Here is a 20,398-nt window from a genome sequence, read left to right as displayed (position 1 = left end):
CGGGCGTTTCTATTTTCAGTGCAGCATTCGGAGTTGATAATTTAAAAAATATCAGATATTTTTTACTACGTGTGATGAATTTGAGATTCGCAGACACGTGGAGCTGTCTTTCATGGTGAAACCCGAAGAGGCTGGCGCAAGCCCCTCTCTCTATTCCTTGGCGCATCTGACGCTGATTGGCTGTACGCCGCCCGAGCTGGTCTATATCGCCGCGCGGGCCGGTTACGATGCCGTCAGTCCCCGCTTCATTCCGATGCATGTGCACGGTGAATTCACTCAATCTCCAATCGACAAGGCACAGGTGCAAGCCACCAAAACTGCTCTCTCTACCACTGGCTTGAAAGTTCTTGATGTCGAACTTGCACGCATCACGGAAGATGTCGATCCGCGCAGTTTTGAACCTTCTCTTGAGATCGGTGGGGAATTGGGCGCTAAACGCATGATCATGAGCGCGTGGACAAACACCCGCGATGATCGTGATTTTCTGATCGACGTCTATTCCGAGACCTGCGAGTTGGCAGCACCCTATGGGCTGACGGTCGATTTGGAGTTTCCAAGTTTTTCACGCCTGCGCACTCTGGATGAAGCGCTGGATATTGTCCGCGCCTCTGATCAGCCGAATGGCGGTATTCTGGTCGATACGCTTTATCTGCACCTTAGCCGTGTAGATTTGGGAGAGCTGTTGCACGTCCCCTCTGACCTGTTTCACTTCCTGCATATCTCTGACTGTCTGCCCGGCATCGCCGATACGCGTGAGGGCATGATCCAACTGGCCCGTGATGCGCGGCTCTATCCCGGCGAGGGCTGGATCGACTTCACTGGCATCATCGAACGGATGCCACCCGTCGACTATTCCATCGAACTGCCCAACCAAAGCCGCGTTGCCGAGTTGGGATATGAAGAACACGCGCGTCGCTGTCTCAGCCACGCCAAGCGGACATTCGGCGCGGCGCGGTCACAGCGTCGTATGCCCGATGCAGCCATTCTAAAACACCAAGAGGATCATCATGGGCAAAGAGCTCACTGAAAACGACCGCAACATGGCGGGTGATATGCTGGCACGTGCCCGCGCGGCCATGGCCGAAATCGAGGATTGGGATCAGGACAGGCTGGACCGACTGTCTCAGGCCATCGCGTGGTATGCGGGGAACGAGAAGACCTTCACGCGTCTGGCTCAGCAAGGCGTGGACGAGAGCGGCATCGGAGATCGCGAAGGGCGCCCTGCGAAGCGTTTCAAGATTCACATGGTGCTGCGTGATGTCCTGCGCACTCCATCGACCGGTATCGTCGAGGTTGATGAGGAAAAGGGCCTGGTAAAATATGCAAAGCCTGCCGGCGTGATCGCATCCCTGATCCCCATGACCAACCCGGCGATGACGCCACCGGTGACCGGCGTTTCCGCCGCCAACGCCCGGAATGCGGTCATCTTCAGCCCGCATCCGCGCACCGCCCATACCACCTATGAAATGGTCGAGGTCATGCGCGCAGCCTGTCAAGCAGCAGGCGCGCCCGAAGACCTGTTTCAATCCATTCGCAAACCGTCGATCCCGCTCACCCAGCACCTCATGGAGATTTGTGACCTGACGCTGGCGACGGGTGGCAAGCCGATGGTCAAAGCGGCGTACAGTTCAGGGCGCCCGGCCTATGGCGTCGGCGCAGGCAATTCGTCCATCGTCATCGATGAGACCGCAGATCTGGACATCGCCGCACAGAACACACGAATTTCTAAGACCTCTGACTTTGGATCTGGCTGCTCGGCCGACGGCAATATCATCATCCAGCGCTCGGTTTACGACGATATGGTCAAGGCACTTCAAGCCGAAGGTGGTTACCTGTGTTCTGACGAAGAGAAGGCCATGCTCGAAGCGGCCATGTGGGACGTAAAGGGCAACCGTACGTTCCCGACCATCGCCTGTCCGCCGCAGCAAACGGCCAAGGTCGCCGGGTTCTCGATCCCGGAAGATCGCAAGTTCCTGATGGTTGAAAATCAGGGGCAAATCGGGCCGCAGCACAAGTTTTCCAAGGAAAAACTGACCACGCTAATGGCGCTTTATCACTTCGACACGTTCGATGACGCGCTGGAAACGGTCAGCCAGATCTACGACACCGGAGGCAAGGGCCATTCCTGCGGCATCTACAGCCACAATGACGATCACATCGATCGGTTGGCGCGTCTGGCTCCGGTCAGCCGTATGATGGTGCGACAGCCTCAGTCCAAGGCCAATGCGGGTGCCTGGACCAATGGCATGCCTATGACCAGCAGCCTGGGCTGCGGCATCTGGGGCGGCAACATAACCAATGAAAACGTCACTATGAAACATATGATGAACTACACCTGGGTCAGCCGCCCGATCCCCGAGGATCGCCCCTCGGAGCCGGACCTGTTCGGTGAGTTCTACGGACAGGAGGTCGCGTGATGGACGGAGCGAAACTGGACGGCAAAACCGTTGCCGAACATATCGTCGACTTTCTCGAACGCCGTGAGGTCAAGCATGTATTCGGCCTGTGCGGGCACACGAACATCGCGGTTCTGGCTGCGCTGGCCGAAAGTCCCATCGATTTCGTCACCGTGCGGCATGAACAGATCGCCAGCCACGCGGCGGACGCCTATGCCCGGGTGACAGGCAAGGCCTCGGTGGTGTTGTCCCATCTCTCCCCGGGACTGACCAATTGCGCCACCGGGGTCGCCAATGCCGCATTGGATTGTATCCCGATGGTGGTGATCGCGGGAGACATTCCGACGCATTACTATGGCAAGCATCCGCATCAGGAGGTGAACCTGCACGCAGACGCGGCCCAGTGGGAGATCTATCGCCCCTTTGTTAAACGCGCTTGGCGGGTGGATCGCGCGGACCTGATGGCCGAAATTCTGGAAAAGGCGTTTCATCTGGCTGAAACCGGCCAACCCGGCCCCGTGTTGGTCAACGTCCCCATGGACATCTTTTCCGAGGTCATCCCCGCGGACAGCTTCGACCGCATCCGCGACAACACGCGCGCGCTCAAGAAACCGTCCATCGACGACGAAACCGCGCGCGAGATTGTCGAAGCGTTGGCGAAGGCCGAAAACCCGGTCGCTTATGTCGGGGGCGGTATCCTGTTGGCGCAAGCCAGCGAGGAGTTGCGCGAATTCGTCGAACATATGGGCCTGCCCGTCGCACATTCTTTGATGGGCAAAGGTGCGTTGCGTGACGACCATCCGCTTGTGCTGGGAATGACTGGCTTTTGGGGCACCGAACTGGTCAACCAGTCCTGTCTGAATGCGGATTACATCTTTGCAGTGGGCACCCGGTTCAAGGAGGCCGATTGCTCCAGTTGGTATCCAGGCTACACGTTCAACATTCCCGGTTCCAAGGTCATTCACATCGACATCGAGCCGCAGGAGATCGGCCGCAACTATCCCACCGAGATCGGCGTCGTTGCGGACGCCAAGGCCGCGTTGCGTGTCCTCAACCGGGTTGTCCGTGAGATGTATCCGGACGGTTTCAACCGCCCCGCGCTGGAAAAGCGGATCAAGGATTTCCGGACAGAATTCAAAACACGCAACGTGGAAATGGCGACCTCTTCGGCCTTTCCAATGATGCCCGAGCGTATTCTGGCAGATACCCGCAAGGCACTGCCCGAGGATGCCATTATCACCACAGACGTTGGCTGGAACAAGAACGGTGTCGGGCAACAGTTCGACATTTTGACGCCTGGTTCAATCCTGACCCCGGGCGGGTTCGCGACGATGGGTTTCGGCCCTCCGGGCGCGATCGGCGCGAAACTGGCAGCCCCGGATCGCGTGGTGCTTAGCCTCGTTGGCGATGGCGGGTTTGGTCAAAACCCGTCAATGCTGGCAACAGCAGTCGAACTTGATCTGGGTATCATCTGGCTGGTTATGAACAACAACGCCTTCGGAACGATCGCAGGGCTGCAAAAGGCGCATTACGGTCTGACCTATGGAACCACGTTCCCCGGTTCAGCCGCCGCACCCGCAAACGGCCCGGGCTATGCCGACATAGCGCGAGCCTACGGCGCGGAAGGGCACAGACTCAGCGCTGCCGACGAGTTGTTGCCCGCATTGGAAGCGGCAATCGCCAGTGGCAAGCCAACCGTGCTCGATGTGCCAATGATCAACAACCCGACGCCGACTACCGGACATTGGAACATATTGGACATATACTCACCAGACAAAGAGGTTTCCCACGTCGCTACTTAAAGGCAATGAGCGTGGTAAGCCGCGCCATTAGTCCGCCGTCACTTAGTTTTTTTACGATCGGCAGAACTGCCGCGTTGCGGCGGGCTGAAGAACCTCGTTCCAGAATTCTACGTGCACTCAGCATAAGCCAACAAGAGTATATAACACAGCAGCGTTAAACCCTTTTGGGAGGGCAGATAAAAGTTGGCTGTTACATTCGGAATTGGGCGGAAAGCAGTCGTTCGTTGGGTCGCTTCTTGCTGTCGCGCAGACTCGCAAATGCGGATGGGGTGGATGGCTCCTGCTCCGCTGGCATCGCAATGTGCCAAGGTGCAGCTGCTAACGACTGCTAGGAATGGAGCCACCCAATGCAGGTTACAAAAGTCGGCCTGGATCTGGCCAAGAACATCTTTCAGGTGCAGGGGATCTCAAAGGATGGAACGGTTGCGTTCGGCAATTCGCTTATCGCGACCGTTCCGTTTTCATGGGTCTTGCACTCGCTGATCTTGATCCAGCCCGCGGATGTCCGGCTTTGCATCTTGGGGCCTTCCGAATTGTCGTGACGTTTCAGCCGCTGCGCCAACCACTCTTCTTCACGACCGACTGCATCTGTGATCACGTTGAGCGGCAGCGCTTTTCGAACAACCTGTTCAAAAGTCATCCCTGATTTGACCAGATCTTCATGTCCCGGATACAGCATCTTTCGATACGTCTCATTCGCCAACATCAAACGACCATAGGAATCGTATAGTGCAAAGCCTTCCAGAATGGTGGCTATGGCATCAACGATCCGGTCCAGCGCCTGTTCCGGTGCGGATTGTTCCACTGGCTTGCCAAGGACAGCTACAGAGCAGAGGGCCATAGCGCGTTGAGCAAAATCAATGGCGTCCTTGGTGAAACCCGCAGAGTGGCCGGAGCGGAAAGTGATGGCACCCACAGCCCGACGAAGAGCTTTTGTTGGCATCGCCAAAACCGCGGCCCGGGTTGAGGATCCATCTGCGCTTTTGTCATTCTGCATGTCGCGAAACAGTCGCAGGGATCCGCTCACTTAGACCTCGCCGACTTAGCCATGCGATCCCGGGACAAGTGTGTTGTTCCAAACAACCCGATCATTTTGAGAGTCCTGCAATGCATTTTCATAGTAGAAAGCCCCGCCAGCGCTAAGCATCGCCAAATTGCATTCATCAAAATTCAGAACTGCTTTCAGTCTGTTGACGATCATAAAGAGCAAATGATCGGGATCTGAAATCTCAGCTGACAAAGACGCAAATTCTTCAAGCAAAGCCCATTTCGATCCAACCGGTTTTGACACACGGCGATCATCGGATCGGTTCATTTAGCGCTCTCCATGTGGCGAGACCACTTCGCCCAACCGGCCATATTTGTTGTTTGAGTTCATTTTCATCTATGTTGAACGCACGCGATCTTTTTCTCGGTTGGGGGGCAACCAATGACTACATCGCACACAGGGTATCTGCTGATTGCTGACATTACCGGCTACACACAGTTCCTGACATCTTCGGAAATAGACCATGCCAATCCTATCCTGCAATCGCTGCTGGCCGCTCTGATTGAGCAGGTCGGAGATCCGCTGCACTTCTGGAAAACCGAAGGCGATGCCGTTCTGGCCTATTCGACACGACAGGATTTCCCGTCAGGAGAGACATTTCTGACCATCTGCGAAAACCTCTACAACGCGTTTACCCTCAGACGGGCAGGACATAATCGCCAACACGACATGCCCGTGCCGCGCTTGTGCCAATGTTGGCAATCTGGATCTCAAGATCATTGCCCATCACGGTCAATTCGATGAAATGCAATTGGGCCCTACTAAAGACATCTCCGGTGCAGACGTCATTCTTGTCCACAGACTGACCAAGACCGATGTGGCCGAGCGCACGGGTATTGGCAGCTACGCCTTATTTAGCGAAGCGGCCGCAGAAGCCATGGACATCAGCGACATAATGGAGCCCTTTTCGCAGGATCTCGAACGTTTTGGTGAAGTCCGCATGAAGGTTCACGATTTGGCCAGATCATGGGAAAAGATGCGTGCTGACCGCCAACGCGATTTTCTCGAAGAAGAGGATGGCGTGTGGACGCTGCGCTATCATATTGACGCGCCCGTTGGGATCGTCTGGGAGGCACTTGTCGCGCCCGAACAAAAACTGAAGTGGATGAATCGCGTCAGCGATATCAAGATGGAAAACCCCTTGGGACGTCTTGGTCCAGGGTCGGGCTATCATTGCGCGCACGAAATGGCGCAATTCTTCTATCGTGTCACAGATTGGGAGCCCTTCGACTATTTTTCGACGCGCATTCTTGACCCTGCGCGCCCGGACGTGAGCTGCCCTGAGACATACCATCTGACAGAAACAAATACGGGCACCGAGTTGCGCTACACGATGGGTATGGCAACCGATGCCGATGGTACGCGTTCGGAAATTTCCGAACAGGAAGGCTCCGCGTTTTTGGCGGAATTCTGGGCCGTATCTTTTGCCGACATGAATGAGCAACTCAGTCAGTCCAAATAGCCCATGCGGCTCTACGTCGACCGGTAGGCTGACTGTTAGGAGAACCCAGATCCACGAAGTAAGCTGTGGAAAGAAACAACAAATATGACCGTCAGGTCATCCTCGACACCTACGTGTCGAAGTTCCAGATGTCGCGCTGTACCTTCCAGCCGGCGTCGCCTTTTCGGAAGTAGAGAACGTACTTCCCAGCAAGTTTTTGCCCTCCCATAAAACCCGTCAGAGTTCCCATAGTAATGGCACAATCCCCGCTGAGATGGGCATCGGTCAGATTGGCCACAACATCACTCAGGCCGCCGTCATCGCTGCCTGCCAATACTCCCGAATGGCTGCATGTCCTGTCATTATCGGTGCTCCCGGCGGCATGGCCGCGCCATCTTCCGCATAGGGTGCCGTCGCCTTGCTTGCATCCTTTGCCTCCCGAATTTTCCGATTTCTGCGTTCAAACTATCACAGAAGTTTGAGTTGATGGTTGTCCTCGGTGCTCATCCGGCGGTTTCGAAATCAACGTGAATGTGGTTGCCATCGATATCGCGAAGATTGACCTGCACCAGCGCCATCCCCGGTACTGGATCAACTGAGTGGTCAATGCCCATTCTATTTAAGCTGCCGACGAATTCTTCGAAGCCTTCCGCTTGAAACGCAAAGTGTTCCAGAGATGGATCACCGCCAACAGCGGGTTCATCCTCTACTCCGACTAAGTGCACCACCGCCGTGTCGTTCAAATATAGCCAAGCCCCCGGAAAGCTGAAATTTGGTCGTTTTCCTGGGTGCAAACCCAGAACTTTGCCATACCACGCAACCATATCTTCGAGGTTCGCGGTGCGTACATTTACGTGGTCAAACGCTACTAAGGTCATGCTTGGCTCCTAACGGTTTACAACGCCAAATGGCGCTCAGAATTGTGTCTTACTTTCTGACCAAAACCACACCTACCCCACTGGTCGTGTCACTGGCCTCAATTCTAGTGGTTGTTGCGTGCGACACGACGGAACATTTAGCTGCAGGTTTCGTCCGATCTATTGAGTCATCGCTATTCAATGTCGCAACGATGCGTTTTCGCATATATCATAATGCTTTCTTTGAGGTTCCTTAACGACGCCTCATCGTCAAAGTTGAAGTGCATCCCAGGATAGAACACTGTGACCTGACCAAAGTTAGAATGATCCTTTCGTGTGCTCAAACCCAACTCCAATAAACCAGATTCCTGCACTTCTTCCTGCAACCAAGGGACGGGGCGAACTTGATAAAAGGGATGCTCAAATGGCCAAATCTGCCCATTTAACCGGCGGTCAACTTCTATTGCAAAGTCCTGTACTTTTCTAAATTCCTCAACATACCAATCCTTCATTGCAATCCTGAATTCATAGAGTGTTCTTCCACGAATTCGGATGTTCCGAATTTTTGACTCCTGGAAATTTGCAAACGAATTCAAATTGATAGTATCGGTGAAGTAGTAGTAGCCATTATTCTCATCCGTAGGAGTGACATGGCGAGAGTACTCGATGGTGCAGTCATCGACTTTGACGTCTTCCATACCCATTTCTCGCAATACGTCAGCGACTGCCTGGGCGCTGTCAGACTTCGCATGGCTTGGGAGGAAGGAAAGCGACGCAATGGTCAGCGCCCCTGAAACGAAGGTAGTGTAACGCGCCAAAAACAATCCTGCTCTGGAGGTCTTTTTAAAGCCGCGCTGACGCATTATTTGGTTTCCGTTTTTGCCAGTGCCACACCCGGCCCTTTTGCCGCGTCTGCCTCTGACAGAAACTGAATACCGTGCGCCTCAAGGGTTGTTTGAATTCGCTCAGCCGTCGATAGCTGAATGCCCCCTCGTTCCGTCTCAAATCTTGTGATTGTGGCCGGGGCCGTCTTAGCCATTTCAGCCAGTTCGCGCACTCCCACCCTTAGTGCTGCTCTGGCCATTCTCAACTGCTCTGGGGTCATTATTATATCCCTGACATAAAAAGTCATAACCTGGTGTTGATTTGGGTGTGCCATTACTCTAAAAACTTATCACAAGGACATAAGAAAGCAACACACAGCGACAAGTAAGGTTTTCACCATGTATGACCTTCAGCACATTATGAACCGCGCTTGGGTCATTATGGCAGGGCGCAAGTTTCGTCAGGTTATCTGGCGCAAAGCACTGTGGCAGGCGTGGGCCGAAGCGAAGGACGCAGTACGCCGCGCCAGCATGCCAAAGGTGATGCAGTATCAAAAGCGCCGCGTGCAGCCATTGAGACGCGCGCACGCCGCCATCCTCACCTTCTGCCCGTCTGGGATACCGAGTCACAAGCCCCGCGCTCTGTGAACTTCGCAACCGTTTCCCTCATCGCCGCAGACGGCCACGTTCACCTTTTCACCCAATGGGCACGGGGAATGGATGTTCTACGGCCACGCAGGACCGAACGGGCAGCTTATTGATAGCTGATGGCTGATTGACTTGCGAGCGGTCAGGTCCTCGCTAATCCGGCACGGGACGGCTGGCGTACACCTTCTGATGGGCGACAAGTGCAACTCGGATGGAACGTGTTTCAAGTGGTTCGATATCAGGCCTTTTCCAAAGGAGCCGCGGTTGATTTTGGCAAATGGCTAAACGCCACCGTTCCACAAGGTTTAACCAAAGTTAATGTATTCTTCAGAAGTGCTTGTAGTCCGCTACCCATCTAGCTGTTCATGAAGACATATTCAGTGAGGAGTAATTCAAATGGCTTATGCGGATACAGCGATTCAAACCGGCTTTCTTTCGCGGTTGTTTTCAACCCCAGAAGAAAGAAGGGCCAAGCGTGAAAAACGTGCAGAGTACAACACAAAGCGGCGCGAACTGATGAGGATGCCGGATCGAGAGTTGCTCGACCTCGGTTACTGCCGCATTGACCTAGAGCAAAAACTGCATCGCCAGTATTTTGGAGACTGACGAACCACTTCAGTTGTCAGCAGAAAGCCATCCCTTAAAGCGGGTGGCCTTTCTGGTTGGAAATGTCTGGTTTGAGCCCAAAGGTACAGCTGTCACTCGCAGCTCTGATGTCTGCTGTTGAGCATTTGGCTATAGCTGACATTTGCACGAGCGCAGAGTTCCGTTGCATTGTCCTGCTGAGCCAACCTTGGCTTAACTTGCGGGTTGGGCTTGGGCCGGTTGTTGCGTCACCCGTTTGCGTTGACCTACAAACTTTGCGGTGGCTTCGGATTCTTCGTCCTCGCAGTTAATGCAAACGGGATCGTTGGATTTTATGCGTCGTCAGAATACAGGGATACAACCGCGTTGGCATTCGGGCCATTGTTTTACTGAAAGCGGCGATACAACGCTCTGCATTGGTGCATTAGTTTTGTGCCTGGACCGTTTTCTAACTGGGTTTAACAGTGAAAACTAACTGACGGGCAGGTATCCGGATAGACATGGCATGATAGATGCCTAGCTGTGTTTCTCAATGCACGATCCGAATCCGGGGCAGCGTGTCGAAATCAAGAGTTTTGTCCCCCATATGTCCCCCTGAGCTGAGAATCCAAATTACTTTAGGAGCTAGAAGGTTCTCAGTTCTCTCGTATATTTTTGATAAATATATAGGATTTTTGGTAGCGGAGGAGGGACTTGAACCCCCGACACGCGGATTATGATTCCGCTGCTCTAACCAACTGAGCTACTCCGCCACGAGTGAGAGGCGATTTAAGCGAGGGGGTGAGGAGGGTCAAGAGGGAAAACACGGTCCGGCCGGGATTCTTTTTTGCTCCGGATCATCCCGTCTCTGCTGCGGGGTCAGGCTCAGCAACTGCTTTGTCGGCGATCCGGCGGATGAAGGCGGCGCAGGTGTCCGGGGCGGTGATCGGTATCATGTGGCCAAGACCTTCGATCTGCTCGTCGGAGAGGCCAAACCGTGTCATGGGTGCGCCCTGTGCGAAGGGCGAAAGGATCGCATCCTGCGCGCCGTACAGAATGCCTCCGGGGACAGTCAGGTCGCCATAGCGCGCCATCTGGGCCTCGATGCTGTCATCGACGCCCACAACGTCCTGCGAACCTGTGATGAAGGCCGACGGGCGCAATCCCAGCGCGCCGCCGGCACGGTCCAGAAAATCCGCAGGGGCGGGCTCGGGATCAAACACGGTGTTCAGCGCGTGGGGGGCGGTCTTTGCGGCCAGCGGTACGGCGATCGTGTTGCCGATCAAATTGCGCAGCCACTCTGTCCGGATTTCCAGCGGTTTGAATACCTGCGGCGTGCTTGGCAGTTTTTGGGTCAAGGGAGCCAGTAGCGCCAGCGCCCTAATTCTGTCGGGATAGTCCAGCGCCATGGCCAGGGACACTGCCCCGCCCAAAGAGTGGCCGACCAGAACGGCATTGGTAACACCTTTTGCGTCCAGAAACTCCTGAATCATGCGCGCCTGTTCCGCCAACCTGCCCAGATCGGCGCTGTCGCGGGTCGAATATCCGCAACCCGGCCGGTCGATGGCGAGAACGTGATAGTCATCGGCCAGCAGATCCACCAACGCGTAGGTGAAATGCTGTAATTGCCCGGTCAGCCCGTGGATCATGACGATGGTCTGATTGGACGGATCGCCCTTTTCCACATGGTGAATACTGCCGCCGCGCACAGGGATGATCTTTCCAAGTTGCGGCACCCGCTCGTGGCCCTGCCTTGTCAGGTTTCGGGTCCACAGATTCATGCCGATCAGGAAGGCGGCGATCAGAATGGCGATAATCAGGATTGTGGTCATCTCAGCGGTCTCCGCCTTTGGGTGGGGCAGGGTGGTATTGTTCCATCCCGGATTGGGCCATGCGCCTTTCATACTCTGATACGGTGCCCGGCCAAAGCGTTGTGTTTCGGCCGTTTGCGTCCTGATACCAGGATGTGCAGCCACCGGCCTGCCAGACACTGTCGGTATGGCGATCCTGCATCTCTTGTGTAAAGGCGGCCTGTCTTGCGGCGTCGGGTGTGATAGCCCGAACGCCCTGGCGGCGCATCTGATCCAGTACGCGGCCAATATGGCGCACCTGGGCTTCGATCATCAGCACGACCGAATTGTGGCCCAGACCGGTATGCGGGCCCAGCAGAATGAAGAAGTTCGGGAACCCGGCAACAGCCGTGCCCAGGTTGGCCTGCATCCCGTCGGCCCATGCTGTGCGCAGGGTCAGGCCGTCGGCACCGGTGATGTCCAGCCGCTCAACCGCGTCGGTGACGTGAAAGCCGGTGCCCCAGATCAGAATATCGGCCTGTATCTCGCTGCCATCGGTCGCGATGATCCGGTCGCCGTCAATCGACGTCACGCCATGCGGGATCACGGTCACGTTGTCCCGGGCCAGTGCCGGATACCAGTCATTCGAGCTGAGGATCCGTTTGCAGCCGATCCTGTAATCGGGGGTGAGGATCTGGCGTTCGGTCGGGTCGCTGATCGCCTTCTCCAGCGACTTGCGCCACATTTTCATGGCAAAGTTCACCATGCGCTTTTCGCCGCGGAACACGCGGTGCCGGTATTCGAAGATCATGTAGATCAGCTTGCGCCGAATACGGGGCAACAGGGGAACCCGCCGGTAGAGGCTGCGCTCCCATGCGGCAATCGGGCCGTCCGGCCGGGGCAGAACATAGGGCGCTGAACGCTGAAAAATCGTGACATGGGCGGCGGTCTCCGCAATCTCGGGCACGAATTGAACAGCGGATGCACCAGTGCCGACTACAGCGATCCGTTTATCAGCCAGCTCGATGTCGTGATCCCAATCGGCGGAATGGAAGCAGGGGCCGGGAAAGCTGTCTGCTCCGGGGATATCGGGAATGCTGGGCAGATGCAGTGCGCCTATTGCCGAGACCAGAAATCGCGCCGACCAGCGGTTTCCGTCCTCGGTTTCCACCCGCCAGCGGTCGCCATCCCAGCAGGCGGACTTTAGCTGTTGGTGAAAATGGCACAGATCGTATAGCCCCTCGTCACGGCAGACCTTTTGCAGATATGCCTGAATTTCCGGTCCACCGGCATAGGCGCGGCTCCAGTCCGGGTTGAGGTGGGTAGCCATGGAATACAGATGCGATGGGATATCGCAGGCCACGCCCGGATAGGTGTTTTCGCGCCACGTTCCACCGATATCGCCTGCTTTTTCAAGGATGGCTATGTCGCTGAATCCGCGCTTGCGGGCCTCGATCGCCATGGTCAAACCGGAAAATCCGGCGCCGACGATCAGCATGTCCGTGCTGTGTTCCATGCACCCGCCCCTCCCAAAGCGCGTGTTCGGTTCCGGTCAGGATAAAAGCAGAGAGGGGCGGATGAACAGCCTCCCGTAAGGTCAGGTGCCGATCATGGTTGGATCAGCCGCGCAGGATTTCTCCTTTCGGGTCAAACGGGGGTTCATGCAGGATGGTGGCCCTGTGCGGGCGGCCCAGCACCATCACCTCGACTTCATCCCCCGGTTCTGCGCCGGATACATAGCCAAGCGCCAGCGACATGCCGACGGTATATCCATAGGTCCCCGAGGTGACCCGTCCGATCCCGTTGCCGTTCCTGAAGATCGGCTCGCCCCCGGTTGCGTCCGCGTTGGACGCGGCTGTGTCTTCGTCATCCAGATGCAGCAGAACCAGATGTTCGCGAGCGGGAGCGTCAAGAACCGATTTGGCGGCGTCTTTGTTCAGGAAATCCTTGCCGAACTTGCACATCCGGTCCAGCCCCACCTCATGCGGCCAGTATTCGGGGCTGTATTCACGGCTCCACGAGCCATAGCCTTTTTCCACGCGCAGCGACATCAGTGCGCGGCTGCCCACGGGGCCTGCGCCGAACTCTTTGCCGGTCTCGATCAGCGCGTCATACAAGCGGGCCTGATCTTCGGTGGCGCAATGCACCTCCCACCCCAGATCGCCGGTGAACGAGACGCGCAGGGCCAATACCTGAATTCCGGCCAGCTCGATCATGGCGGATCGCATGAAGGGGAAATCCTCGGTGGCCAGCGACGTATTTGTCAGGCGCTGAAGAATCTCGCGGGACTTCGGACCAGCTACGTTAAAGCCGCACATGCCCTGCGTCCGGGTTTCAAAACTTGTGCCCGCGGGCAGGGGCACTTGTTTGAAAAAGCGCTTGTGATAGCGTTCGGCCATGCCCGATCCGATGATCCAGAATTCATCCTCGGCCACGCGGGTAACGGTGAAATCCCCTGCGATGCCCCCACGTTTCGAGATCAGAGGTGTCAGGCAGGACCGCCCGACCGCTTTGGGTATGGTGTTGGCAAAAACGGCATTCAGCCAATTCTCAGCCTCCGGACCCTTGCAGACATACTTGGCAAAGTTCGAAATATCGATGATGCCTGCGCGTTCCCGCAGCATCCGGCATTCATCGCCCACCGGCCCCCACCAGTTTTGCCGGGTGAAGCCGTTGGTTTCGACCACACCCGGCGCGTCGGCAAACCACAGCGGATGTTCCCAGCCTGCGTTCAGGCCAAACACAGCCCCCATATTCGCCTGTTTTTCATAGACGGGGCGGGTGCGGGCCGGGCGGCCCGCGCTTCGCTCCTCATTGGGGAAGTGGATGGCAAAGCGGTGCGCGTACTGGTCCTGAACGCGGGCCATGGTGAACTCTTTCGTGGCCCAGGCGTCAAACCGTGCCATGTCCCAGGCGAACATGTCGTACTGGGTCTCGCCTTCAATGATCCACTGCGCCGCCATCAGACCCATGCCCCCAGATTGCGAGAAGCCGGGGATGATGCCGTTGCAGCAGAAATAACCCTCAACCTCGGGTACTGGCCCCATCAGAACGTTGGAGTCGGGCGACCAGATCATCGGCCCGTTGATAACCCGCTTGATCCCGGCCTCACCGACGGCAGGAAGACGTTCGATGGCGTTCATCATGTTCTCTTCGATCCGTTCCAGATCGTCAGGGAACAGGTCATGCGCGAAATCCAGCGGCGTGCCGTCCTCGGCCCAGAACTTCATGTCCTTCTCATAAGCGCCGACCAGCAGGCCCTGGCCCTCCTGCCGCAGGTAGTATTCTCCATCGCGGTCACTGACCGAGGGCAGGCGGGTGCCATGTGCGGTCACGTCGGCCATGGCCTCGGTCACAAAATACTGATGCTCGGTCGGTTGCAGAGGCAGCTCGATCCCGGCCAACTTGGCCACTTCACGACCCCACAACCCGGCGGCATTCACAACCCAGGGCGTGCGGATGTCGCCCTTTGGCGTTCGGACGATCCATGTGCCGTCTTCCTGCTGATCGGTTGCGGTCACGGGGGTAAAGCGGTGAATTTCCGCCCCGCGCTGCCGCGCGCCCACCGCATAGGCATTGGTCACGCCAGAAGGGTCCACATTGCCGCCGTCGGGTTCATACATCACGCAGCGGATGCCGTCATAGTTGACCAGCGGGTGCAGGCGCCGTGCCTCGTCGATGCTGATTTCATAGAAATTCATACCATAGAGCCTGGCCTTGGCGGCCTGCAGCTTCAGCTGATGTTCGCGCTCTTCGGTCTGGGCCAGATACAGCGAGCCGGGCTGGAACACGCCGCAGCTTTGGCCGGTTTCGGCCTCAAGCTCTTTGTACAGGTTCATCGTATAGTGCTGAATGCGGCTGATATTGGTGCTGTCATGCAGCCCGTGGATGTTCGCTGCCGCGTGCCAGGTGGAGCCCGACGTCAGTTCGTCCCGCTCCAGCAGCACCACATCCGTCCATCCCAGCTTGGTCAAATGATAGAGGATCGAGCACCCGATCACCCCGCCGCCGATCACCACCGCCTGTGCATTCGTTTTCATGGCCCTGCCGTCTCAAAGTTGGTTCCCGCGCCATGTGTCACCAACGGCGCGGGGCGGGCAACGGACATAAATTTCACGCTGGGTTGAGTGAATTTAACCCGAGACTAATCTCAGAATTTCAACCGGTGTGCACGGCCATATTCAACCAGTCTGGCGTTCAGGCGGTCGGCCTCGGGCGCGCCGGATTCCAGTGCGAAAACAAAGGCATGGGTCAGATAGAAACAGGCCGCGTCGATATCCTGCGCCGCTTCGCTTTCATCTGCGGCTAGTGTGTAATAGCGGATCAGGGCCGCATGATCCTTGCGGTCATGGGCCTCAAGCAGCAGGCGATCCAACTCGTCTTTGTTCATTGGCTTTCCTGTTCGAACCGGCCAGCTGGGACTGGCCGGTTAATTGACTTATTCGGCGCGACCGTTTTCGATCTGCGTAGCGACCCAATGGTGGAAATTATGCGTCGGCCCGTCCATCGCCGGCGAAAAGCGTCCGCCATCGAACAGCATTCCGTGCCGCCCCTTCTGCATACCCTCGACCACGAACACGTCCTCTTCGAACACGGTCTTCCACAGTTGCGCGTTCGAGGCGCGCAACCCGTCATGCTGAGGCGTATCTTCGACGCTTTTGGCGTAATAGAGCTCGATATGCTCAACGGTGTTTTCCTGATCCACCGGTTCCAGCACAATGGCAAAAGCATGGTCGCGCTGCACGCCCAGCAGGACGTTCGGATAGAGCGCGACATATTCCGCGCCTTCGTTCCATTGGTCGCTCAGCCCTTCGAAATCCGGAAAGGTCGCGCCGTCCTGATCTGTCAGCTGACGGTAGACCAGCGAACCCTGACCGGAATAATGTCCGCGGGCTTCGATGTTATAGTGATCCTCCAGCCGGGAATAGCTGTTCAGGCCGGGATGAACCCAGGGCAGGTGGTAGCTTTCGCAATAATTCTCGACCGCCAGCTTCCAGTTGGTCTTGACCTCCAGCTTGAACGAGGACGTCTCGCCGCCGTGATGCACGGGCTGGTCGAATTCCTTCCAGCGCTCAAGCAGGGCACCATGGGCGTCTTCGAACTCGGGGGCGTTGCCGTCGACATTCACAAAGATCACATCGCGCCAGACGTAAGAGCGCACCCGCACCAGCCCAAGATCCTCGCGTTTGACATCCTCATGTTTGTTCTGGCCGGGGCCGCCCACATGCGGGGTCGCGCGCAGCTCGCCCTTCAGGCTGTAACACCAGCTATGATAGGGGCAGCGGATGGCGCCGCCGATCTTGCGCGGCGTATCGACCAGGATCATGCCGCGGTGGCGACAGGTGTTCTGAAAAACACCAACTTCACCATCACGGTCACGAACGATCAACAGAGGCATGCCCAGAAAATCCACCGGTCTGGCGTCGCCTTCTTCTGGGACGTCCTTGCCAAACCCGATCCCGGACCAGTTGGCATACAGCACCGATCGTTTTTCCTCGGCAAAAATGGCCGGGTCGATATAATGCTCATTCGGCAGGCCGTTGGCGACATTGACATCGGCCAGAACGGATGACAGCGCGCTGTGCTTGTTCATCGGGCTCTCCTGAGGGTTTGCTGGAAGCGTCATATTCCTATTGGCGGATGGAACTGGCTCCTCTCAATATCAGAAAACTTCATCAGAGGGTGATTTCACCTAAACCGAAGTGGTCTGAACCTCTTGCAATATCCACGTTTTCAGGGCGCGGGCGCTGTCTGACAGTTCGTCATCCGGGCGACCGACCAGATAGAACTGATTGGGCGCGGTCAGCTGGTGTGGGCCTATTGTCACCAGCTTTCCCGATTTCAGCATGGGCCGGATCAGGCGTTGCCAGCCCAGCACAAGCCCCGCGCCCTTGCGGGCGAGTTGCAGCGCGACCGAGTAGCTGTTGACGCGGGATTCGATCGGGATGGTGCCGTTGTAGCCCAACTGCTGAAACCATTCGGGCCAGGTGGTCCAGGTGCGATCTTCCGACTCCAGGTGGATCAGGCGTTCGGCCGCCAGCTCTTTCAGGCTGGCACCCTGCAACCGTTCCGCCACCTCGGGGCTGGCGACCGGGATCAAGTGATCGCGAAACAGGGGGGTGTGGGTCAGGTTCGGGTCGCTGTCCTGCCCGTAGCGGATAAAGAAATCCACTTCGGGACGATCCCGGAACGGGCGGTCCTGCGAAAGTTGATCCACATTGACCTCGGGCATGTCCCGCCAGAACCGGATCACCGCCGGGGACAGCCACAGGGCCGCCACCGCCGTCGTCGACCCGACCGTGACTTTGCCGCCCGACTTGCGGTCGCGGATCATGGCCAGCACTTTCGAAATGCGCCCGAAGGACGAAGACAGTGCCTCGAACAGGGCCTTGCCGTCCTCGGTCAGGTCAACACCGCGGTGCTTGCGCTCGAACAGGACGGTTTCCAGGTCGCCCTCAAGCGCTTTGATTTGATGACTTACCGCGCCCGGTGTGACGGACAGTTCTTCGGCGGCGTTTTTGAAGCTGAGGTGCCGGGCCGCGGCTTCAAATGCTGACAGCGTGGTCAGCGGCGGTAGCTTGTAATGGCGTCTGGACATGATGCGTTGGAATCGTTGCCTGGTTTGAGTTTAGCTGGCTTCACCTGATTATGATTTTTTTTGAGGGTGACGGCCAGAGCACGTTAAGCAAAAGGTGTTTTTGGTGATCACCTTTCCCCCAGAGGTCGTCAAATCGGGTCAATATGTCGGTTCTGGCCGAATTAGCGACAGGAAGGCCCTGTAGTCAAGCAGACCAAGAGACGTTGGACTCCATTGGGGAACGGGTGGCTGTCTGAGGCCCGGATCAGGGTTCGCCAGAGGCACCTGGCCTTGCAGACGAACCGGAGGCACCGACGAAAAAGCGGATGGAGGCGCTTTTGCAAAAAAACCGGGTATTGACGCCGTTTCCGGCCTCAGCCCCGGGTCAGTTGAATGTCACGCAACTCAGACATTTGGGCATTGACCGTAAATCCGTCAGACCGCCCCTGCGTGATACGAGGAAAACAAGACCGGTTCGGTGGCGCTACTGATGTGCTGACGGGCCCAAAAAAGAAAAATGGACGGCACCCGATTTACGACGGGTCTGTCAAAATCATACGACAACACGGAGGAGAAAATGTCGTTACCAGAACCCTTCACGGACGTTGAGATAGAAACGGCCGACGCCGGTTTCTACGAAAACTACAGTGTTCCGATTGCATTGATCAGTAAGGCCATCATGGTTGCGCTGGTGTTGTGGGCACTGGTCTTCCCGGCCAATGCCAACAGCACCCTCGGCAGCCTGAACAGCCAGCTTCTGGAAGTGTTCAACAGCTTCTACGTTGTCATCGTGGGCCTGTTCTTCTTCTTCCTGGCGGTTGTCGCCATTATCCCGTCCACCGGTCGCCGGATCATGGGAACACCGGGCGAAAAGCCCGAGTTTTCGAACTTTTCCTGGTTCTCGATGATGTTCGGTGCCGGTCTGGGTGTGGGCCTGATGGTCTTTGCCACAGCCGAGCCGCTGGGCCTGTGGGGGTCCAATCCCGTCGTCGTTTCGGGCTCGGTCGAGGGCAACACGCCCGAGGCGCTGCAATCAGCCTATCGATTCACTTACCTGCATTACGGCTTTCACGCCTGGGCGATCTATGTGGTGACCGGTCTGTCGCTGGCCTATTACGCCTATACGCGGAACATGCCCCTGACCATCCGCTCGGCTCTGACACCGCTGTTCGGTCGTTTCGTCAACGGCTTTTTCGGCCATGTGGTCGATGTTCTGGGCGTTGTTGCAACGATCCTCGGTGTGTCGGTCACCATCGGGTACGGTGTCAGCCAGTTCATTGACGGCCTGTATGCCATCACCGGGATGGAGTGGGTCATGGATCTGGGCGGCGAAGTTCCGACCCCCAGCAAGGTGGGCCTGATCTCGGGTCTGGTCGTCATCATGAGCCTGTCGATCATCTCGGCGGTGTCGGGTGTCGGCCGCGGCGTCAAGTACCTGTCGAACCTGAACCTGGTGCTGTCGATCATTCTTCTGGGTACATTTGTTGTGTTCGGTTCCTTCGTCTTTGCCATGACCACTTATGGCACGGCGATGGTGGACTATATCCTGCACTTCATCTCGCTCAGCTTCGGCGCCTATGGTCCGCTGTCGGTCGAAGCCTTTGCCGCGGCTCTGCCCGCAGAAGCTCAGGCCCATGCCGCCGACCTTATGGGCGGTGCCACCAACGCATGGGGCAGCTTCGACGGCTTCAAGAGCGGGCTGGAAGGCGCCGCTGCCGAGCTGGACGAAGCAACGCTGGCCGCAGCCTACGCCGCAGGCGAACAGGGTCGTCAGTTCGGCTGGCAGGCCGGCTGGACCACCTTCTACTGGGCCTGGTGGATCGCGTTCTCGCCCTTCGTGGGCCTGTTCCTGGCGCGCATCTCCAAAGGTCGTTCCGTGCGCGAGTTCATTCTGGGCTGTGTTTTTGCACCGGCGCTGGTCTGCTTTGCATGGATGACCATTCTGGGCGGTACCGCGATTGATCTGGAACTGGCAGGTGCCGCCGAAGGCGCGATCATCGGGGCCTCGAACACCAACAAGCTGTTCGTGACCCTGTCTTACATGATCGACGGTGGGCTGTTGTCCATGCTGAACGTCATGTGCGTGATCCTGATCATGACCTTCCTGGTAACCTCGGCGGACTCGGGCATTCTGGTGATGAACACCATCATGTCGGGCGGCAGCCAGGAAACCGGTGTCAAGCACCGCATCATCTGGGGTGTGATCCTGACCGCCGTGATCGGTGCGCTGATCCTGGCAGCGGGTGAGAACAACCCGATGGATGCGCTGCGCAATGCGATGATCATCGGTGCGCTGCCCTTTACCATGGTGATGGGTCTGATGTGCATCGCGCTGGGCAAGGCGCTGTTCCGCGACAGCCAGCGGGACAAACACGGTGTCACAACACAGGCCGCTGAATAAGCGGGCCACCAGATGCGAAACTCAACGCCGCCCCCACCGGGGCGGCGTTT

Annotated in this window: 19 protein-coding genes and 1 tRNA gene; 8 read left to right on the top strand and 12 right to left on the bottom strand. The window is 57.1% G+C overall.

Annotated features, from left to right (window positions below; translation table 11 throughout):
* The first annotated feature begins 112 nt into the window (after window positions 1-112).
* The 3 genes from ACR0D8_RS15590 to ACR0D8_RS15580 are packed head-to-tail and all read left to right on the top strand — an operon-like array spanning window position 113 to window position 4,198.
* The gene (locus tag ACR0D8_RS15590) at window positions 113-1,027 is read left to right on the top strand and encodes a sugar phosphate isomerase/epimerase family protein (protein ID WP_480647863.1); all 915 of its coding nucleotides are present in this window, start codon (window positions 113-115) and stop codon (window positions 1,025-1,027) included.
* Window positions 1,008-2,417 (top strand): aldehyde dehydrogenase family protein, encoded by a 1,410-nt coding sequence (locus ACR0D8_RS15585; protein ID WP_480647861.1) that lies wholly within the window; start codon window positions 1,008-1,010, stop codon window positions 2,415-2,417. The genes ACR0D8_RS15590 and ACR0D8_RS15585 overlap by 20 nt, the downstream gene beginning before the upstream one ends.
* Window positions 2,417-4,198 carry a thiamine pyrophosphate-binding protein gene (locus ACR0D8_RS15580; protein ID WP_480647859.1) on the top strand — a complete coding sequence of 594 codons (1,782 nt, stop codon included), beginning with the start codon at window positions 2,417-2,419 and terminating at the stop codon, window positions 4,196-4,198. The genes ACR0D8_RS15585 and ACR0D8_RS15580 overlap by 1 nt, the downstream gene beginning before the upstream one ends.
* A 391-nt stretch (window positions 4,199-4,589) precedes the next feature.
* Here ACR0D8_RS15580 and ACR0D8_RS15575 read toward each other — a convergent pair whose 3' ends face one another.
* Together ACR0D8_RS15575 and ACR0D8_RS15570 are read right to left on the bottom strand one after the other, a co-directional pair.
* Window positions 4,590-5,195: a PAS-domain containing protein gene (locus tag ACR0D8_RS15575; protein WP_480647857.1), complete on the bottom strand. Its 606-nt coding sequence runs from the start codon at window positions 5,193-5,195 to the stop codon at window positions 4,590-4,592.
* A gap of 45 nt (window positions 5,196-5,240) precedes the next feature.
* A complete protein-coding gene (locus tag ACR0D8_RS15570; protein WP_480647855.1) occupies window positions 5,241-5,513 on the bottom strand; it encodes a hypothetical protein in 273 nt (90 codons plus the stop codon).
* Between the two features lie 114 nt (window positions 5,514-5,627).
* Here ACR0D8_RS15570 and ACR0D8_RS15565 point away from each other — a divergent pair, with 114 nt between their 5' ends.
* Together ACR0D8_RS15565 and ACR0D8_RS15560 are read left to right on the top strand one after the other, a co-directional pair.
* A complete protein-coding gene (locus ACR0D8_RS15565) occupies window positions 5,628-5,990 on the top strand; it encodes a hypothetical protein (protein WP_480647853.1) in 363 nt (120 codons plus the stop codon).
* Window positions 5,899-6,708, top strand: a complete 810-nt coding sequence (locus ACR0D8_RS15560) for a DUF2652 domain-containing protein (RefSeq protein WP_480648260.1) — start codon at window positions 5,899-5,901, stop codon at window positions 6,706-6,708. Before ACR0D8_RS15565 ends, ACR0D8_RS15560 begins: the two co-directional genes overlap by 92 nt.
* Before the next feature lie 109 nt (window positions 6,709-6,817).
* On the opposite strand, the gene ACR0D8_RS15555 is transcribed toward ACR0D8_RS15560, so the two are convergent.
* From ACR0D8_RS15555 to ACR0D8_RS15545, 3 genes are all read right to left on the bottom strand, one after another.
* A complete protein-coding gene (locus ACR0D8_RS15555) occupies window positions 6,818-7,021 on the bottom strand; it encodes a hypothetical protein (protein ID WP_480647851.1) in 204 nt (67 codons plus the stop codon).
* A 169-nt stretch (window positions 7,022-7,190) separates the two neighbouring features.
* Entirely contained in the window at window positions 7,191-7,565 is a 375-nt protein-coding gene (locus tag ACR0D8_RS15550; protein ID WP_480647849.1) for a VOC family protein, read from the bottom strand.
* 173 nt (window positions 7,566-7,738) lie between these two features.
* Entirely contained in the window at window positions 7,739-8,407 is a 669-nt protein-coding gene (locus tag ACR0D8_RS15545; RefSeq protein WP_480647847.1) for a hypothetical protein, read from the bottom strand.
* Window positions 8,408-8,767: 360 nt separating this feature from the next.
* On the opposite strand from ACR0D8_RS15545, the gene ACR0D8_RS15540 reads away from it, so the two are divergent.
* Both ACR0D8_RS15540 and ACR0D8_RS15535 read left to right on the top strand, forming a co-directional pair.
* Window positions 8,768-9,016, top strand: a complete 249-nt coding sequence (locus ACR0D8_RS15540) for a hypothetical protein (protein WP_480647845.1) — start codon at window positions 8,768-8,770, stop codon at window positions 9,014-9,016.
* 396 nt (window positions 9,017-9,412) lie between these two features.
* Window positions 9,413-9,622: a YjiS-like domain-containing protein gene (locus ACR0D8_RS15535; RefSeq protein ID WP_480647843.1), complete on the top strand. Its 210-nt coding sequence runs from the start codon at window positions 9,413-9,415 to the stop codon at window positions 9,620-9,622.
* A 654-nt stretch (window positions 9,623-10,276) separates the two neighbouring features.
* On the opposite strand, the gene ACR0D8_RS15530 is transcribed toward ACR0D8_RS15535, so the two are convergent.
* The 7 genes from ACR0D8_RS15530 to ACR0D8_RS15500 all read right to left on the bottom strand — a co-directional run bounded on the left by ACR0D8_RS15530 (window position 10,277) and on the right by ACR0D8_RS15500 (window position 17,968).
* Window positions 10,277-10,353, bottom strand: a tRNA-Met gene (locus tag ACR0D8_RS15530).
* Between the two features lie 84 nt (window positions 10,354-10,437).
* Complete coding sequence (locus tag ACR0D8_RS15525; RefSeq protein WP_480647841.1) at window positions 10,438-11,412, bottom strand: alpha/beta fold hydrolase; 975 nt, start codon at window positions 11,410-11,412, stop codon at window positions 10,438-10,440.
* A gap of 1 nt (window position 11,413) precedes the next feature.
* The gene (locus tag ACR0D8_RS15520; protein ID WP_480647839.1) at window positions 11,414-12,886 is read right to left on the bottom strand and encodes a flavin-containing monooxygenase; all 1,473 of its coding nucleotides are present in this window, start codon (window positions 12,884-12,886) and stop codon (window positions 11,414-11,416) included.
* A gap of 103 nt (window positions 12,887-12,989) precedes the next feature.
* Window positions 12,990-15,410, bottom strand: a complete 2,421-nt coding sequence (locus ACR0D8_RS15515) for a GcvT family protein (protein ID WP_480647837.1) — start codon at window positions 15,408-15,410, stop codon at window positions 12,990-12,992.
* A gap of 110 nt (window positions 15,411-15,520) precedes the next feature.
* On the bottom strand, window positions 15,521-15,760 hold the full coding sequence (locus ACR0D8_RS15510) for a hypothetical protein (protein ID WP_480647835.1): 240 nt from the start codon (window positions 15,758-15,760) through the stop codon (window positions 15,521-15,523).
* A 48-nt stretch (window positions 15,761-15,808) separates the two neighbouring features.
* Window positions 15,809-16,963, bottom strand: coding sequence for an aromatic ring-hydroxylating oxygenase subunit alpha (locus ACR0D8_RS15505; protein ID WP_480647833.1), 1,155 nt, complete (start codon window positions 16,961-16,963; stop codon window positions 15,809-15,811).
* A 99-nt stretch (window positions 16,964-17,062) separates the two neighbouring features.
* Window positions 17,063-17,968, bottom strand: coding sequence for a LysR substrate-binding domain-containing protein (locus ACR0D8_RS15500; RefSeq protein WP_480647831.1), 906 nt, complete (start codon window positions 17,966-17,968; stop codon window positions 17,063-17,065).
* 556 nt (window positions 17,969-18,524) lie between these two features.
* Between ACR0D8_RS15500 and ACR0D8_RS15495 the strand changes: the two genes are divergently transcribed.
* The gene (locus ACR0D8_RS15495; RefSeq protein ID WP_475157970.1) at window positions 18,525-20,348 is read left to right on the top strand and encodes a BCCT family transporter; all 1,824 of its coding nucleotides are present in this window, start codon (window positions 18,525-18,527) and stop codon (window positions 20,346-20,348) included.
* Window positions 20,349-20,398: the final 50 nt, after the last annotated feature.

The sequence above is a fragment of the Ruegeria sp. BG10 genome (assembly GCF_056538575.1).
This window is presented reverse-complemented; position numbering and strand designations above follow the sequence as displayed.

Bases quoted from the DNA above. Each gene is read 5' to 3' on its own strand.
- ACR0D8_RS15590 (WP_480647863.1), top strand. From the start codon at position 113: ATGGTGAAACCCGAAGAGGCTGGCGCAAGCCCCTCTCTCTATTCCTTG.
- ACR0D8_RS15585 (WP_480647861.1), top strand. From the start codon at position 1,008: ATGGGCAAAGAGCTCACTGAAAACGACCGCAACATGGCGGGTGATATG.
- ACR0D8_RS15580 (WP_480647859.1), top strand. From the start codon at position 2,417: ATGGACGGAGCGAAACTGGACGGCAAAACCGTTGCCGAACATATCGTC.
- ACR0D8_RS15575 (WP_480647857.1), bottom strand. From the start codon at position 5,195: ATGCAGAATGACAAAAGCGCAGATGGATCCTCAACCCGGGCCGCGGTT.
- ACR0D8_RS15570 (WP_480647855.1), bottom strand. From the start codon at position 5,513: ATGAACCGATCCGATGATCGCCGTGTGTCAAAACCGGTTGGATCGAAA.
- ACR0D8_RS15565 (WP_480647853.1), top strand. From the start codon at position 5,628: ATGACTACATCGCACACAGGGTATCTGCTGATTGCTGACATTACCGGC.
- ACR0D8_RS15550 (WP_480647849.1), bottom strand. From the start codon at position 7,565: ATGACCTTAGTAGCGTTTGACCACGTAAATGTACGCACCGCGAACCTC.
- ACR0D8_RS15545 (WP_480647847.1), bottom strand. From the start codon at position 8,407: ATGCGTCAGCGCGGCTTTAAAAAGACCTCCAGAGCAGGATTGTTTTTG.
- ACR0D8_RS15540 (WP_480647845.1), top strand. From the start codon at position 8,768: ATGTATGACCTTCAGCACATTATGAACCGCGCTTGGGTCATTATGGCA.
- ACR0D8_RS15535 (WP_480647843.1), top strand. From the start codon at position 9,413: ATGGCTTATGCGGATACAGCGATTCAAACCGGCTTTCTTTCGCGGTTG.
- ACR0D8_RS15525 (WP_480647841.1), bottom strand. From the start codon at position 11,412: ATGACCACAATCCTGATTATCGCCATTCTGATCGCCGCCTTCCTGATC.
- ACR0D8_RS15520 (WP_480647839.1), bottom strand. From the start codon at position 12,886: ATGGAACACAGCACGGACATGCTGATCGTCGGCGCCGGATTTTCCGGT.
- ACR0D8_RS15515 (WP_480647837.1), bottom strand. From the start codon at position 15,410: ATGAAAACGAATGCACAGGCGGTGGTGATCGGCGGCGGGGTGATCGGG.
- ACR0D8_RS15510 (WP_480647835.1), bottom strand. From the start codon at position 15,760: ATGAACAAAGACGAGTTGGATCGCCTGCTGCTTGAGGCCCATGACCGC.
- ACR0D8_RS15505 (WP_480647833.1), bottom strand. From the start codon at position 16,963: ATGAACAAGCACAGCGCGCTGTCATCCGTTCTGGCCGATGTCAATGTC.
- ACR0D8_RS15500 (WP_480647831.1), bottom strand. From the start codon at position 17,968: ATGTCCAGACGCCATTACAAGCTACCGCCGCTGACCACGCTGTCAGCA.
- ACR0D8_RS15495 (WP_475157970.1), top strand. From the start codon at position 18,525: ATGTCGTTACCAGAACCCTTCACGGACGTTGAGATAGAAACGGCCGAC.